The sequence below is a fragment of the Pseudomonas sp. SZ40 genome, assembly GCF_052958135.1.
This window is the reverse complement of record NZ_JBQWIF010000045.1, coordinates 1-15,258: the sequence shown is the minus strand read 5'-3', so window position 1 is coordinate 15,258 and position 15,258 is coordinate 1. Positions and strand designations below refer to the sequence as shown.

Here is a 15,258-nt window from a genome sequence, read left to right as displayed (position 1 = left end):
ATCAACCATCCGGTTGATACCCGCCGCATCTCGGCCAACGCAACATGGACTTCCCGCAACCCACTGGAAGATCATCATGAGCACGACATCCGACTGGATCACCGTAGGCGCCCTGGCCGACGGTTTCGCCCCTGCAGCATTCATCCTGCCGAACCTCGCCGAGCTGGCTGGCAAAAGCTTCACGCTGTTGTTCGCAAACGGCTGGGAGATCGCGCATCGCTTCGATGCCGAGCGACTGCACTGGCATGCCGCCGATGGCCACTCCACGGGCAGCGCCAGCTACCGCGCCACGTCGATCCGCCCAGGCATCTATCTGGTCGACTTTCTCAAGAACGAGCGGGGTCAGGATTGGTCGATCAGCCTGGTGCTGGATACCCACAGCCAGTCCTTTACCGCCGTGATCGGCAAACTGCCGAGCGCCACCGAAACCCGTGAAGGGCTGTACGCCCGCGCGCTGGCTGGCAAACCGCTGACCAGCGTCGAAGCGACGTTTTTCCATGGCACGCTGGATCGTCCCTGGCGCGAAGGTGCCTGCCCGCATGCGCCAACCGATGAACTGGTCGGCATCCGCAACCGTTATCGCTACAGCCCGACCGAGGTCTACGAACACATCTACCTCAATCAGAACTACTACGCCTGGCAGTGCCTGAAAGGCGTCGAGCAGGGCCTGTGCGACACCGACCGCTGTCACTACTACAAGATCACCGATGAGCTGTACCTGTTCGTCTGGCGCGAGAAGATCGTCCCAACTCTGGGCCTGGTGATGATCGACCTCAAGAACCATCGCAGCGACGGCAAGATCTTCGGCTACGCCGGTGACGGCTTCGAGACCCTGTCCAATTTCCCGGTAGCGTCCTATTGCGACCTGCTCAACCACACGGAGCATGGCGATGACTAGAACCGTCGTCATCACCGGAGCTGGCACGGGGATAGGCGAAGCCTGCGCCCGTCAGTTGGCGGGCGAAGGCGCCAATCTGGTGCTGATCGGCCGACGCGCCGAGCCGCTGCAGCGGGTCGCCGAGGAAACCGGTGGCCTGGTGCTGGTCGGCGACGCGGCCAGCAGCGAAACCTGGGCAGGCTTCATCGGACGGATTCGCGAGCGCTTCGGCGGTGTCGACGCCCTGCTGGCCTGCGCCGGCGGGCACGGTCTGGGTAGTGTGACCGATACGGACGACGCGACCTGGCAAGCGGCACTGCGCAGTAACCTGGATAGCGCCTTCTATAGCGCCAGGGCGTGCCTGCCCCTGTTGATCGAGCGGCGCGGCGGCATCGTGCTGCTGGGTTCCATCGCCTCCCTCGCTGCAGGCCCCGAGGTCTGCGGCTACACCACGGCCAAGCACGCGCTGCTCGGCCTCAACCGCTCCCTGGCGAACGATTACGGCGCCGTTGGCGTTCGGGTCAACTGCGTCTGCCCAGGCTGGGTGCGCACGCCGATGGCCGATGCGGAAATGCAGCCACTGATGCAGCACCATGGCGATGATCTGGATGCCGCCTATGCCCGCGTGTGTGCCAACGTTCCGTTGCGACGCCCTGCCACACCCGATGAAATCGCCAATGTCTGCCGTTTCCTGATCAGCGACCTGGCATCGATCATCACCGGAGCCTGCATCGTCGCCGACGGTGGCTCGAGCATCGTCGACGTGCCGACGCTCGCCTTCGCCAATATGGGGATCACCACATGAATCATGACTTCAGCGGGCGCCACGTACTGGTCACCGGGGGCGCTCAGGGAATCGGCGCGGCCATCGTCGAGGGCTTCGCCCGTGCTGGCGCCGAGGTGCTGATCGTCGACCTCGATCTGCCGACGGCACAACGTGTCGCGCAGCGCCTGGGCGCAGAGGGCCATAGCGTCACGGCACGCGGGCTCGATCTCGCCGATCGCGAGGCGACTCTGCAGTTGCTGGGCAACCTCGCGCAGCTCGACATACTGGTACATAACGCAGGCTACTTTCCGCTGACAGCACTCGCCGATATCGATGCGCAAACGCTGGAACGCACCCTGGCCGTCAATCTCAGCGCGCTGTTCTGGCTGACTCAGGGCGCTCTGCCACTGTTCACCCAGCGAGGCAGCGGCTGCGTACTGGTCACCTCATCGGTGACCGGCCCCCGCGTGGCCTATCCCGGGCTCAGCCATTACGCCGCCTCCAAGGCTGGGGTCAACGGCTTCATCCGCAGCGCCGCTCTGGAGCTGGCCAAGCAGGGTGTGAGGGTCAATGGTGTCGAGCCGGGCATGATCCGTACCCCGGCGATGGATAATCTGGGCGACGCCCAACTCGCCGCCCGTATCGCTGCGGCGGTTCCACTGGGGCGCCTGGGCGAACCGGAGGACATCGCCGGCGCCATGCTGTTTCTCGCCTCGGACGCTGCGCGCTATATCACCGGGCAGACCATCATCGTCGATGGCGGCGCCACCTTGCCGGAAACCCTGGCGACCCTTTGCGCATGATGCCAGCCGCGTATCCGCCGAGCGTCGGATACGCGGTGGCGGCGTCAGGCGGCGCCTGCCGTCTCCATCAGCGCCATGGCGCGATATTCCTTGGGCGACAACTGGAAGTGCTTCTTGAAGGCACGGCTGAAGTGCGCCGAGTCGGTGAAACCCCACTTGTAGGCGATCGAGGTGATCGACTCGCTGCGCAGGAAGTGGTTGGAAAGGTCTTCCGCGCTGCGCTTGAGGCGCGAGCGCTGGATATAGCGGCAAACACTGTCGTTCTGCTCTTCGAACAGCCGATACAGGTGGCGCACGGAGATATTCAGGCGCCCTGCCAGCCCTACCGGATTGAGATTGGGCTGGGTCAGGGACTCGTCGATGATCTTCTGCACGTAGCTGCGCAGATTGGCGCCATGCAGTGCGTCGGCCGGCAGGGCTTCTTTGTAGCCCTGCGACAGCGCAGGGGCCAGCAGGGAAATGAACGCAGTTCGCAGCGCCTCGCTCTCGCCCCCCTGGTCATACTCGCTTTCCGGCTCTCGGCAGAGCTGATCGACCAGCATGTGCAGCATCTTGCCGCTGGGGCTGGCGGTGCTGATCTTGCCGAACTTGGCGTGCTTGAGCACACGCTCGACCTCGTGGCGCGGCAAGGACAGCGAGGCATGCTCGATGAGGCCGAATGGCGTGATCTCGCAGGAGCCCACGGAATCCATCAGCAGCAGGTCGCCCGGCGCCAGCTGGATGCTGGTGCCATCCTGGGAAATCTGGGAAAAGCCGCTGCGCTGGCTGACCAGAAAACAGCTCTGGTCATTGTCGTGATCGGCCTTGATCGAATTTCGGGCGATCAGCCCCGCATTGGTACGCAGGTGGGCCATCGGCAGGCCGGCATGACACTGCAGCGATATTTCCCCGATGAACAGGGATCGGTTGAACGCCATCTGGGTCTCGAACTGACCGCAGATCGCCTGCAGGGCGGTTTGCCAACCCTCCAATCCTTCGTGAGCCATGAGCTGGCCGTTCATACGCACCTCCGGGGGATGCTGATTTGTTTTTGTCGCTAAATAGTTAACATGTTATCGATAGAGGCGCAACAGGGATTCCTCTGTAGCAAAATATGCAGATTCGATGCCAGTTCGATAAGAGGTTAACGAATGCGCGCCGTGCGGAGCAGCGGCGCGTTCAATGCCTGCGCAGGATGCGCTGCAGGTGGCTCAGGGCGGCGATCAGCGCGCCTCGCTGACGGTCGTCGAGGCGGATGTAACGGCGAAAACTCGGCATGCGGTTGACCACCTCACTGGCGGCCATGTGCTCCAGGGACACGTGCCAGTTGCCATCGCTGCGCACGATCTGCAGGCGCTTGAAATCCAGCGGCATCAGGGCGCCCATGAGCGCCTCGTCAGCCAGCATGGCGGCCTCCACCGCCTGCACATCGCCAACGCGACGCTGGGCAACGATACCGGCGCGCCTGATCGCACCACTGTGGCGCAGCTCCAGCCTGGCCTGCTCGGTTTTGCACGACGGTACGCTGAGCACGAAGTCGGTCAGCACCAGGTGCATGAGCAGCTCCGAATGAGTGCGCTCATGGGCCTCGAACTGCAGTCCCGCATCGGGAACGTCGAAACGCCCCCGGGTGCCGTCCAGCTTCTCGAAGCCCAGCCCGGCCAGGTTGCGACGCACGTGCTCCAGCGTTACCCCCGGCCGATAGCCGGAGGGGCTACTGGCCCTGGCGAAGAAATCAGACAGCCTTCGAAGCATGGGCGTAGGACTCGCTGATGTGCACACCCGATTCGTTGCGAAATTCCTTTTCCAGGATTTCCTCGACCGGCACCGGGCGGAACGGATTGACCTTCTGAACCACGACCGTCCAGAACAGGGCATATACGGCGGTCAGGCCAAGCATGATGGCGAATGGTACGTAGACGTCGCTGCGCTCCATGCCTGGCGGAGCGATGAACCACAGACCGATGAGAATGCCCACGCTGGAAACGATCTGTGGCAGCGGAAAGAACGGTGACTTGTAGGCCCTTGGCAGATCCGGGCGGCGAATGCGCAGGATCACCACCGACAGGGTGACCAGCAGGTAGGCGGTTCCCCAGGCACAGACCGCGGCGAGGATCAGCGGCACGATATGATCCGTATTGCCCCCCAGGTAGGCGGCATGCGCACAGGGAATCAGCATGGCTGCGGCGATGCACACCAGTGGCGTCTTGAAGCGCGGATGCAGATAAGCGAAGACTTTCGGCAATGCGCCATCCACCGCCATGCCATACATGATGCGTGGCACGCCGGCCATCAGCGTATTGATGGTCGCGGCCCCGGCGAACAGAAAGCCGATACCCAACCACACCGGGCCGATATCCCCCATCACCTGCTGAGCGAACTGCGGAATGGCCATGGGCGTATCCAGCAGATGAACGCCGCTGGCCTCATCGAGCAGGACGTTCTCGACCTGGCGCTTCATCGCCGCGCCGTAGATGAACATGCAGGAGGCGACACCCAAAAGCCCCAGAGCCATGGCCCGAGGCATGGTCTTGTGCGACTGGCGCAAATCAGGAGCCAGTGGGGTGACGAATTCGCAGCCGACGAACATGAACATGGCCATGCCCACCAGCGACAGGACGGTAAGCAAATCGGTGCCCACCAGTGATGCCCCGAACCAACCCTCGAGCGCCACAGCCGGTGCCGACAACAGCCCCAGTACACCGAAGATCATCAAGGTCGTCCACATCCCGAAGGTGAGTACCACCTCGGCTTTGCCGAACACGCTGACACCGAAGGCATTGAGGATGCCGAAGACGATGACGAATCCCACGCCCAGCATCCACGAGCCTCCAGCGCTGTCGGCCAGAGTATTGAGGTGCTCGAAGTTCACCAGCGCCATGACCCCCGCCAGGATGGTTTCCGCCGTCCCGGCGAACACATGCACGATCAGGTAGGCGGCGACGGTGCCGGTAATGGCGAAGAAGCGTCCCATGCCACAGGAGATGTAGTCATACACCGAGCCGGTGGTGGGCAATATCGAAGCCGCCTCGGCGAACGTGGTGGATTGCGCGAGCATCATCACCAGCGCGATGAGCATCGCCACGGCGAAAGCGCTGCCGCCGATCCCGAAGCCCATGGTGGCTGTGAGGATCACCGGGCTGGCCATGATCAGCCCGATGGTGCTGGCGAGGGCCGTGGGAAACCCCACGGTTCCTCGGCTCAGATGCTCATGAAGTTTGTCGTGGGTCGACATCGTCGTGGACCTCGAAAGCAGATTTTAATTATTAGGGCTCTCGGCACTCTTGCGGCACCGTGAGCGGATCGACCGACCTGATCACCGCACACATCACCAACCACATAACGCTTGCAGCGATCAGTACGGGACACTTTGCGCCCGCCCCTGCAGGTCGTCTTGCCCCTGGCTGCCGCTGTTCTTGTTGCTGCCTGACATCCAGCATCCCCACACCTCCCGCTGGCCATCGCGGTCAACAACGCTGGCAGCCACAGACAAGACGTGGCTCCCCACGGGCGTGACTAATGGCCCGTCGAGGCACGCAACTGCTGCGCTGCCAGCAGACTACTGCCAACCCGGAACGGCAGAAATTCCGGATACAGATAACAGCAACAGGGGAGCACTCGTCATGGCGCAACCAACCCGCCGTCCAACACTGGCCCAGGCCATCTGCCTGAGCATCGCCACGCTGGCTACCAGCCAGGGCGTCAACGCGTACGAGCTATACGCCGACGACGACACCCACCTCAATGCCGATCTGCTGGCCGTCTACGGCTGGTTCAACAGCCGCAAGAACTACGACGGCACCGCGGGTGGCTCGACCTGGCGCGAAGGCTTCATCAAATATGGCATCAGCGGTGACCAGGGCCTTGCCGGTGCAGGCACGGCTTACGGCGCCTTCAATCTGGTGAGCTCGGGTACCTGGGGCGATGGCGATGCCGCCGGCAACACCGACGGCTCCGAGCGCACCACCAAGATCGAGGAAGCCTACCTGGGCTGGCGCTCGGCGAACCTCTTCCCGCTGCTCGGCGAGGATGGCGTGGATGCCTCGTTTGGCCGCCAGATCATCAAGATCGGCAGCGGTTTCCTGCTCAACGATGACGGCCCCAACCTGGGCAACGGCCCGGCCGACGGCGCTCTGAATCGCGGTGGTGCCTATTACCTCGCTGCCCGCCATGCCTTCGATCGCACGGCCATACTGCGCCTCGGCGGGCAGGATGGTTTGCATGGCAGCGTGCTGTGGCTGAAATCCGACAACCGTGCCCAGGCGGAAACCGAGTTGGCTGCCGGAACCCTGGACTACACCACCAAGGCCGGCACCCTCGGCCTGACCTGGATCCACGGGCTCGACGTTACTGATCAGTGGGCCAGCGAATTCCAGCAACAACGCGACGGCATGGATGTGTACAGCCTGCGCGGTGAAGGCGACGCCGGTATCGAGAACGCCAGCTTCGGCTTCGAATACGCCTGGCAGGACAAGGAGGCCGGCATCGAGAAAGCCTGGTACGCCGAAGCCGGCTATACCTTCGCCGATATCGCCTGGGCACCCAAGCTGACCTACCGCTACAGCCGCTACTCCGAAAGCTGGGACTCGCTGTTCAATGGCCTGAGTTCGGGCTACGGCACCTGGTTCCAGGGCGAGGTGGCGGCCAACTACTCAGGCCCCTTCAACAGCAACACCGGTGTGCATCATGTCGGTTTCAAGGTCACGCCACTGGAGAACCTGACCCTCGGCGCCCTGTACTTCGACTTCAATACGCTGCACAAGAGCAATGCCCTGAACCTCGATGCCCGGGAGCTGGACATCTATGCCGAATGGGCGGTCAGCGAGCACCTGATCATCAGCCCGCTGCTGGGCCTGTACCAGCCGAGCAAGGATGAACGCAGCGGCGGCAATCAGGTAGGCGGCAATGGCACCAACGTCTACAGCCAACTGGTGGTGGCCGTACCGTTCTGACGATAACCTCGATGCCCCTCAACGCCGTGGCTATGCCGCGGCGTTCTTCTTTGCAGCGTGCAGCACAGGCAAAAAAAACCGCCAGAGACCAAGCCGGCGGTAAAGAGATGCGTAATGACGTGGACCAACATCGCCGCAACCACCACGCGGCAGCGACGCCATGACTATGACGAGCCGGGCGACTCTGCGCTTGCTCCTGTTTGCCACGCGCCTTGCCTCTCTCTGACACGGGCCAGCCGCTCGCCTCACGGATCGCCAGCGTATGCACGCAGAGTCATGTCACCCCGGCAGGCAGAGTCAAGTCACCTCGGGCGCCCCTGCTTATGCTGAGCAGGTGATCGCCATCGGCGAATTATCAACCTGCCCAGTTTCAGGAGCCGCCCGTGACAACTTCCCAGATCGATACTCTTGCCAGCGTCGAGGCCTTTCTTGCACGAACCCATGCCTCGTTCATCGACGGGCAACAGCGCCAGCCCCGCACCGGCGCGCACCAGGATCTCTTCAATCCGGCCACCAACAGAGTGATCAGCCGCGTACAGCAGGCCGATGCCCATCAGGTGGAGCTCATCGTGCAGAGTGCCCAGCAGGCCTTCAAATCCGGGATATGGAGCGGCCTGGCACCGGCCCAGCGCGAGCGCATTCTGCTGCGCTTCGCCGATCTGGTCGAAGCCCACGGTGAAGAGCTGGCCCAACTGGAAACCCTCAATCAGGGCAAGTCGATCCACCTGGCACGCGCCGTCGAAGTGGGTGCCTCACTCAACTACATGCGATACATGGCGGGTTGGGCGACCAAGATCGAGGGCCAGACTCTGGACGTATCGATTCCGGTCCCCGCCGGGGCGCGCTTCAACGCCTATACACGCCGCGAGGCAGCCGGGGTGATCGCCGGTATCGTGCCGTGGAACTTCCCGCTGATGATCGCCCTGTGGAAGGTCATGCCAGCCCTGGCCTGCGGTAACACCATCATCATCAAGCCCGCCGACGAGACGCCACTGACTGCGCTGCGCCTGGCCGAGCTGGCCATCGAGGCCGGTGTACCGGCAGGTGTGTTCAACGTACTCATTGGCAAGGGTTCGGAGGCCGGAGCGGCACTGGTCGCGCACCCGAAAGTCAACAAGGTGTCGTTCACCGGCTCAACCGCGGTGGGCAAGCAAGTGGGCGTAGCGGCGTTGCACAACATGACCCGCTTCACCCTCGAACTGGGTGGCAAGAACCCCATGCTGGTACTGGCTGACGCCGATATCGACAAGGCTGTAGCCGGTGCCATCGGTGGCGGCCTGCTCAACCAGGGTCAGGTGTGCGCAGCCGCCTCACGCCTGTACGTGCATGCCAGCCGTCACAAGGATTTCGTCGAGGCGCTGACCGCCCAGGTTTCCGCGCTGAAGATCGGCGCTGGCATGGATCCCGACGCGCAGATCAATGCTCTGGTTTCGCGCAAGCAGCAAGATAGCGTGCTGCGCTACCTGGACATCGCCCGCCGGGAAGGTGCGCAGTTCACTACGGGCGGCGGCAAGCCAGACCTGCCGGGTTACTTCGTGCAACCCACGGTACTCAGCAACCTGCAGCAGCACATGACCTCGGTGCAGGAAGAAATCTTCGGACCGGTCCTTTCGGTGCTGCCGTTCGACGATGTCGAGCAGGCACTGGACATGCTCAACGACAGCCGCTATGGCCTCACCGCAAGCATCTGGAGCAATGATCTGGGCCGCGTGATGGATCTGATCCCGCGTATCGAAGCCGGAACCGTGTGGGTCAACAATCACGTACCTGTAGACCCCAACCTTCCCTTCGGCGGCTACAAGCAGTCTGGTATCGGTCGGGAGTTTGGCCGAGCCGCTATCGAAGGTTTCACCGAGACGAAGTCGGTCTGCATCACCTACTGACCCTGACGACGTCGGTAAGGCTCCAGCACTTGCGACAGCCTGTAGCCTTGCCGACCCTCATGAAAAAAATGCTGTTTGTGTCCATCCGCCACTCTCCCCTCGCGCCGCCCGGATCGCAGTATCGCCTGGCCTGCACGACAAGCCACAACGACGCCATCTCACGGAATTCGAGCGCGCACTGCCAGCCTGCAGCCAAGCCATTCATAATTACCGCATAGCCCTCTATCATTAGGTGAACCAGCGCGTTCATCTAACGCAGCCTATCCCGCCGAGTCCGCCAATGGCGCAGGGCGATACGAGCAACACTGCCTAAGCCGGGCCTGCACACTCGATGAGTCAGACTTCGAAAATCGGTCACCTCAGGCGCCTGGTCGCGCTCATGACCCTCGTGGTGGGCGTTGCCTTTCTGGCGCTGACCTACTTGCAGGTCGAATGGGACAAGCGCGAGGCGCTGAAACAGCATGTCGACGATATGCAGAACCTGTCGACGGCGCTTACCCGGCAGGCCGAGTCGACGATCCGCGATGCACACACGGTGCTGATCGGCATCAAGCGCAAGCTGGAGATTACCGGCTACAACGCGCAGAACCTGCATGAGGTGCTGGAGGTATCCCGCGTCCAGCTGGGGGTGCTGCGTGATGTCGAAGGCTTTACCGTGATTGGGACGGATGGCCGGGCACTGATCACCACGATCCCCGAACCCAACGCGAACTACAGCGCCGCCGACCGGGACTACTTCGCCCTGCATCGCGTGAACGCGAACCATGGCCTGTTCATTGGCGCGCCCATTCGCAGCCGCATGACCGGTGAATGGGTCATTTCGCTGTCGCTGCGCCTCAACGAGGCCGACGGCGAGTTTCGCGGCGTGGTGCTGGCGACACTGGTGATCGAGCGCTTCGTGGACTTCTATCAGACCATCGACCTGGGTAGCGAAGGGGTGATCGGCCTGGTCAAACGCGACGGCACCATCCTCGCCCGGTCTCAGATGGCGCCCGAGAACTATGCGGTCAACGTCTCGAAGAGCCCGGTGCTGCGCATGATCAACGACGATGGCGTGACGCGCGGCAGCATGGTGCTGACGGCGATCCTCGATGGCGTTCGGCGCATCTATGGCTTCGACTCCAGCGCCGAGTACCCGATTGTGGTGGCTGCGGCGGTGTCCGAAGAGCAGGCGATAGAGGCCTGGAAAAACCGCGCCCGGCAGACGTGGTTGCTGAGCGGCATCGTGTTGCTGCTATTCGTGTCGCTGGCCTGGCTGATCTGGCGTGCGCTGATGCGTCAGGGCCAGATGGAGGCGAGCCTGAAGGGCATGCACCGGGAGCTGGCGGAGGCCAACCAGGCGCTGGAGATCATCGCCGGTGAAGACGCCCTCACCGGCCTGGCCACACGGCGCCGGTTGGATGAAGCGCTGCAGGCGGCGTTCAGCTCGGCGGCGGCCCAGGGGCAGTGGCTGTCCTTCGTGCTGGTCGATGTGGATTACTTCAAACGCTTCAACGATCAGTACGGCCACCCGGCCGGTGACGAGGCGCTACGGCAGGTGGCGGCGGTGCTCAAGCGCCACGCCAAGCGCAGCGCGGATACCACCGCACGCTATGGCGGCGAGGAACTGGCGCTGATCCTGCCGGGCGCGGAAAGCGCGCCGGCACTGGCCGTGGCCGAGCGCATCCGCGCCGATGTCGAGGCGCTGGCGATTGCCAACGAGGGCTCGCCCTACGCCACGCTGACCTTGAGCATCGGCGTCGCCTCCTGCGTGCCGGGGCGGGATTTGCCGACGCCAGCGGCCCTGGTCGCCGCTGCCGATGTGGCCCTGTATGCCGCCAAAGGCGCTGGCCGCAACCGGGTGATGCCCGGCGACGCCCCTGCCTGATGCCGCCCCGTGCGGCGGTGCCCAGCTTTTTGCTGGTCAACGACTACAAAAACGCTAATTTCGCTATCCCCTGCCTCTGAACACAATGGCCTCAATGCACGAGCGGCTTGCGCGAAGTGCCCCAAGGCCAGCCTTGGCCGAAAGGCACCCGGCCTCCTTCAGAGGAACATAGAGATGACTGTCGAGAAGATCGAAATAGACACCCTGGTGGTTGGCGCGGGCCAGGCCGGTGTGGCGATGAGCGAGCACCTGAGCAAGCTGGGCGTACCGCATCTGGTGCTGGAGCGCGACCGCATCGCCGAACGCTGGCGCACCATGCGCTGGGATTCGCTGGTGGCCAACGGGCCGGCCTGGCATGACCGCTTTCCCGGCCTGGAATTCGACCTCGACGAGGATGCCTTTCCCGCCAAGGAGCAGGTAGCCGCCTACTTCGAAGCCTATGCGCGCACCTTCAACGCGCCGATTCGCACCGGCGTGGAAGTGAAGAAGGTCCGCCGCAATGCCAATCGCCCCGGTTTCACCGTCGAAACCTCACAGGGGGTGATCGAGGCCAACCGCGTGGTCGCTGCCACCGGGCCGTTCCAGCGCCCGGTTATCCCGGCCATCGCCCCTAAGGACGAGCGCCTGACGCAGATCCACTCCGCCGAATACCGCAATCCTCAGCAGTTGCCCGCCGGTGCGGTACTGGTGGTGGGCGCGGGCTCCTCGGGCACGCAGATCGCCGATGAGCTGATGCAGGCCGGGCGCCAGGTGTACCTGTCGGTCGGCGCCCATGATCGCCCGCCGCGCAGCTATCGCGACCGGGATTTCTGCTGGTGGCTGGGCGTGCTCGGCGAATGGGATCAGGAAACCCCGAAGGCCGGCCGCGAGCACGTGACCATCGCCGTCAGCGGCGCCGGCGGCGGCAAGACCATCGACTTCCGCCGGCTGGCCCATGAAGGCATGACGCTGGTCGGCCTGACCCGCACGTTCGAAAACGGCGTGGTGCAGTTTGCCGACGACCTGGTCGATAACGTCCGCCGTGGTGACGAGAACTACCTGGCGCTGCTCGATGCCGCGGATGCTTACATCGCCCGCAACGGCCTGGATCTGCCGGAGGAACCAGAGGCACGCGTAATCCCTGCAGATCCAGCCTGCATGACCGAGCCGCTGCGCGAACTGGACCTGATCGCAGCCGGCGTGACGTCGATCATCTGGGCCACCGGCTTCGCCACCGACTTCAGCTGGCTGGAGGCCGACACCTTCGACGCCAACGGCAAGCCGCAGCATCAGCGCGGCGTGTCTCGTGAGCCGGGCATCTATTTCCTCGGATTGCCGTGGCTGTCGCGCCGGGGCTCGTCGTTCATCTGGGGCGTGTGGCACGACGCCAAGCACGTCGCCGATCACATCGCCACGCAACGCAAGTACACCGCCTATCGCGATGCCGCGCAGCGCCAGGCAGACGCCCCCATCACTCGCCTGCAGGGAGTCAAATGATGCCCACTCATACCCGTATCCGCATGTTCAACACCAAGGACACCTACCCCAACCAGTCCCTGGACAATGATCTCTGCCAGGCCGTGCGCGCCGGCAACACGGTGTACGTGCGCGGCCAGGTCGGCACCGACTTCGACGGCAACCTGGTCGGCCTTGGCGACCCGCAGGCGCAGACCGAACAGGCGATGAAGAACCTCAAGCAACTGCTCGAAGAAGCCGGCAGCGACCTCTCGCACATCGTCAAGACCACCACTTACCTGATCGACCCGCGCTACCGCGAACCGGTGTACAAGGAAGTCGGCAAATGGCTGAAGGGGGTGTTCCCGATCTCCACCGGCCTGGTGGTGTCGGCCCTCGGTCAACCGCAGTGGCTGATGGAAATCGACGTGATCGCCGTGATCCCGGACGACTGGCAAGCCAAATGAGGAGGCAGGCATGACCTTTTCCATCGTCGGGCGCTGCCCGGAAACCGGGCAACTGGGCATCGCCATCAGCTCGTCGAGCATTGCCGTGGGCGCGCGCTGCCCCTGGCTGCGTGCCGGCGTGGGGGCGGTGGCCACCCAGAACGTCACCCTGCCCGCCCTCGGCCCGCAGATTCTCGACCTGCTGGAGCAACAGACGCTGGAACCGGACGACGCCCTGCAGCGCGCGCTGAGCGCCAATGGCTGGAGCCAGTACCGCCAGGTGACGGTGATCGACAGCCATGGCCGCACTGCGCTGTTCAGCGGCAAGGAAGCGCTGGGGCTGTACAACGCGGTGGCCGGTGATCAGTGCGTGGCGGCGGGTAATCTGCTGTCGGGCGAAGCGGTGATCCAGGCCATGGTCGAGGCATTCGAGAATGCCAGCGGGCAACTGGCTGACCGCCTGCTCGCGGCCATGCACGGGGCGATGGCCGCTGGCGGCGAAGCCGGCCCGGTGCACTCGGCCGCGCTCAAGGTGGTGGGCGATCTGGTCTGGCCGATCATCGACCTGCGGGTCGACTGGGCCGACGATGACCCCATCGGTCAGCTGGATGGCTTGTGGCAGGCTTACCGGCCGCAGATGCAGGATTACCTGACCCGCGCCCTCGACCCGACGACCGCGCCAAGCTACGGAGTACCGGGTGATGAATGAGCCCAGCAGCCGCGCCCTGCTCGAGCGGCTGATCGGCTTCGCCACGGTCAGCCGTGATTCCAACCTGCAGTTGATCGCCTTCGTCCGCGATTACCTGGCAGGGTTCGGCGTCGACAGCGAGCTGTTCCACAATGCCGAAGGCACCAAGGCCAACCTGTTCGCCACCATCGGCCCGAAGGATCGTGGCGGCGTGGTGCTGTCCGGCCACACCGATGTGGTGCCAGTGGATGGCCAGACCTGGACCCTCGACCCGTTCCAGTTGACCGAGCGGGACGGGCGCTTGTACGGCCGTGGTGCGGCGGACATGAAAGGCTTCATCGCCTGCGTGCTCGCAGCGGTGCCGGGGTTTCTGCAACGCCCGCTGCAAGTGCCGGTGCACCTGGCGTTTTCCTACGACGAGGAAGTCGGCTGCCTCGGCGTGCGTTCCATGCTCGCCGAGCTGGAAAAACGCCCGCACAAACCGACCCTGTGCCTGATCGGCGAACCCACCGAACTCAAGCCCGTGCTCGGCCACAAGGGCAAGCTGGCGATGCGCTGTGAAGTGCATGGCGCCGCCTGCCATTCGGCGTACGCGCCCTACGGCGTGAATGCCATCGAGTACGCGGCGCGGCTGATCGGCCACCTGGGAGACATCGGCGCGCGCCTGGCACAGCCCGAGCACCACGATGCGCGCTTCGACCCGCCCTTCTCCACCGTGCAGACCGGCCTGATCAAGGGCGGCCGCGCGCTGAACATCGTGCCAGCGGAATGCGAGTTCGATTTCGAGGTGCGCGCGTTGCCGGGCTTCGACGCGCAGAGCGTGGCGGATGAATTGCAGAAATACGCCGCCCAGCAACTGCTGCCGAAGATGCAGGCGGTGAGCGCCGCCAGCGACATCCGCCTGCAAGCGCTGAGCGCCTACCCCGGCCTTGCCACACCGCCCGACAGCGAGGCCGCGCGCCTGCTGACGAGGATCTGCGGGTCGAGTGATTTCGGCACCGTGGCCTTCGGCACCGAAGGCGGCCTGTTCGACGGCGCCGGCATCCCCACCGTGGTCTGCGGCCCCGGCAGCATGGACCAGGGCCACAAGCCCGACGAGTTCGTCAGCGTGGAACAGCTCCAGGGGTGTGATGCGATGCTCTCGAGACTGGCGGATTACCTGCGCGAGCCGCTGTGATTCCCGGTTGTTCGATGGGGTATAGAAGAGAGCGTAGCTTAGGGTGGACGACGCCTTACCCGTCCACCGTGCATCAACCACGGTTGGCCCTCTTTATGTGAGAGCGCGCCATGCGCGCGAAATCGCGGGCATGGCCCGCTCCCACAGAGGAGAGAGTGACTTCGTGGCATAGGGTGGGCTTCAGCCCACCAAAACCCCGCGAGTCCGCGCGAACCCAACCCCGCAACGGTGGGCTGAAGCGCCACCCTACGAGCGAATCGCAGGGTAGCCGACGCTTCACCCATCCACCGTGCACCAACCACGATTGGCCCTTTTATGGGGGAGCGCGCCATGCGCGCGAAATCGCGGGCATGGCCCGCTCCCACAGAGGAGAGAGTGACTTCGTG

Annotated in this window: 13 protein-coding genes; 10 read left to right on the top strand and 3 right to left on the bottom strand. The window is 64.0% G+C overall.

Annotated elements, in window-relative coordinates; genetic code table 11:
- Positions 1 to 76 precede the first annotated feature (76 nt).
- Genes ACT9T4_RS23620 through ACT9T4_RS23610 form a run of 3 tightly spaced genes read left to right on the top strand, consistent with a single transcriptional unit; the run spans position 77 to position 2,446 of the window.
- On the top strand, positions 77 to 898 hold the full coding sequence (locus ACT9T4_RS23620; protein ID WP_042554722.1) for a molybdenum cofactor biosynthesis F family protein: 822 nt from the start codon (positions 77 to 79) through the stop codon (positions 896 to 898).
- Complete coding sequence (locus ACT9T4_RS23615) at positions 885 to 1,682, top strand: SDR family NAD(P)-dependent oxidoreductase (RefSeq protein ID WP_042554721.1); 798 nt, start codon at positions 885 to 887, stop codon at positions 1,680 to 1,682. Before ACT9T4_RS23620 ends, ACT9T4_RS23615 begins: the two co-directional genes overlap by 14 nt.
- Entirely contained in the window at positions 1,679 to 2,446 is a 768-nt protein-coding gene (locus tag ACT9T4_RS23610) for an SDR family oxidoreductase (RefSeq protein ID WP_499119252.1), read from the top strand. Before ACT9T4_RS23615 ends, ACT9T4_RS23610 begins: the two co-directional genes overlap by 4 nt.
- Before the next feature lie 44 nt (positions 2,447 to 2,490).
- Here ACT9T4_RS23610 and feaR read toward each other — a convergent pair whose 3' ends face one another.
- The 3 genes from feaR to ACT9T4_RS23595 all read right to left on the bottom strand — a co-directional run bounded on the left by feaR (position 2,491) and on the right by ACT9T4_RS23595 (position 5,660).
- A complete protein-coding gene (gene feaR, locus ACT9T4_RS23605) occupies positions 2,491 to 3,447 on the bottom strand; it encodes a transcriptional regulator FeaR (RefSeq protein WP_499119251.1) in 957 nt (318 codons plus the stop codon).
- 157 nt (positions 3,448 to 3,604) lie between these two features.
- Positions 3,605 to 4,180, bottom strand: coding sequence for a DUF3156 family protein (locus ACT9T4_RS23600; protein ID WP_179539865.1), 576 nt, complete (start codon positions 4,178 to 4,180; stop codon positions 3,605 to 3,607).
- Positions 4,161 to 5,660 (bottom strand): APC family permease, encoded by a 1,500-nt coding sequence (locus ACT9T4_RS23595; protein WP_499119249.1) that lies wholly within the window; start codon positions 5,658 to 5,660, stop codon positions 4,161 to 4,163. The genes ACT9T4_RS23600 and ACT9T4_RS23595 overlap by 20 nt, the downstream gene beginning before the upstream one ends.
- 388 nt (positions 5,661 to 6,048) lie before the next feature.
- Here ACT9T4_RS23595 and ACT9T4_RS23590 point away from each other — a divergent pair, with 388 nt between their 5' ends.
- From ACT9T4_RS23590 to argE, 7 genes are all read left to right on the top strand, one after another.
- The gene (locus ACT9T4_RS23590; protein WP_499119247.1) at positions 6,049 to 7,377 is read left to right on the top strand and encodes an alginate export family protein; all 1,329 of its coding nucleotides are present in this window, start codon (positions 6,049 to 6,051) and stop codon (positions 7,375 to 7,377) included.
- 383 nt (positions 7,378 to 7,760) lie between these two features.
- Entirely contained in the window at positions 7,761 to 9,260 is a 1,500-nt protein-coding gene (locus ACT9T4_RS23585) for an aldehyde dehydrogenase family protein (protein WP_042554715.1), read from the top strand.
- 331 nt (positions 9,261 to 9,591) lie between these two features.
- Positions 9,592 to 11,127 carry a sensor domain-containing diguanylate cyclase gene (locus ACT9T4_RS23580; RefSeq protein ID WP_499119245.1) on the top strand — a complete coding sequence of 512 codons (1,536 nt, stop codon included), beginning with the start codon at positions 9,592 to 9,594 and terminating at the stop codon, positions 11,125 to 11,127.
- 174 nt (positions 11,128 to 11,301) lie between these two features.
- A complete protein-coding gene (locus tag ACT9T4_RS23575; protein ID WP_499119243.1) occupies positions 11,302 to 12,603 on the top strand; it encodes a flavin-containing monooxygenase in 1,302 nt (433 codons plus the stop codon).
- Entirely contained in the window at positions 12,603 to 13,028 is a 426-nt protein-coding gene (locus ACT9T4_RS23570; protein WP_042554711.1) for a RidA family protein, read from the top strand. The genes ACT9T4_RS23575 and ACT9T4_RS23570 overlap by 1 nt, the downstream gene beginning before the upstream one ends.
- Before the next feature lie 10 nt (positions 13,029 to 13,038).
- The gene (locus ACT9T4_RS23565) at positions 13,039 to 13,716 is read left to right on the top strand and encodes a DUF1028 domain-containing protein (protein WP_499119241.1); all 678 of its coding nucleotides are present in this window, start codon (positions 13,039 to 13,041) and stop codon (positions 13,714 to 13,716) included.
- Positions 13,709 to 14,872: an acetylornithine deacetylase gene (gene argE, locus ACT9T4_RS23560; protein ID WP_499119240.1), complete on the top strand. Its 1,164-nt coding sequence runs from the start codon at positions 13,709 to 13,711 to the stop codon at positions 14,870 to 14,872. The genes ACT9T4_RS23565 and argE overlap by 8 nt, the downstream gene beginning before the upstream one ends.
- The last annotated feature ends 386 nt before the right edge of the window (positions 14,873 to 15,258 follow it).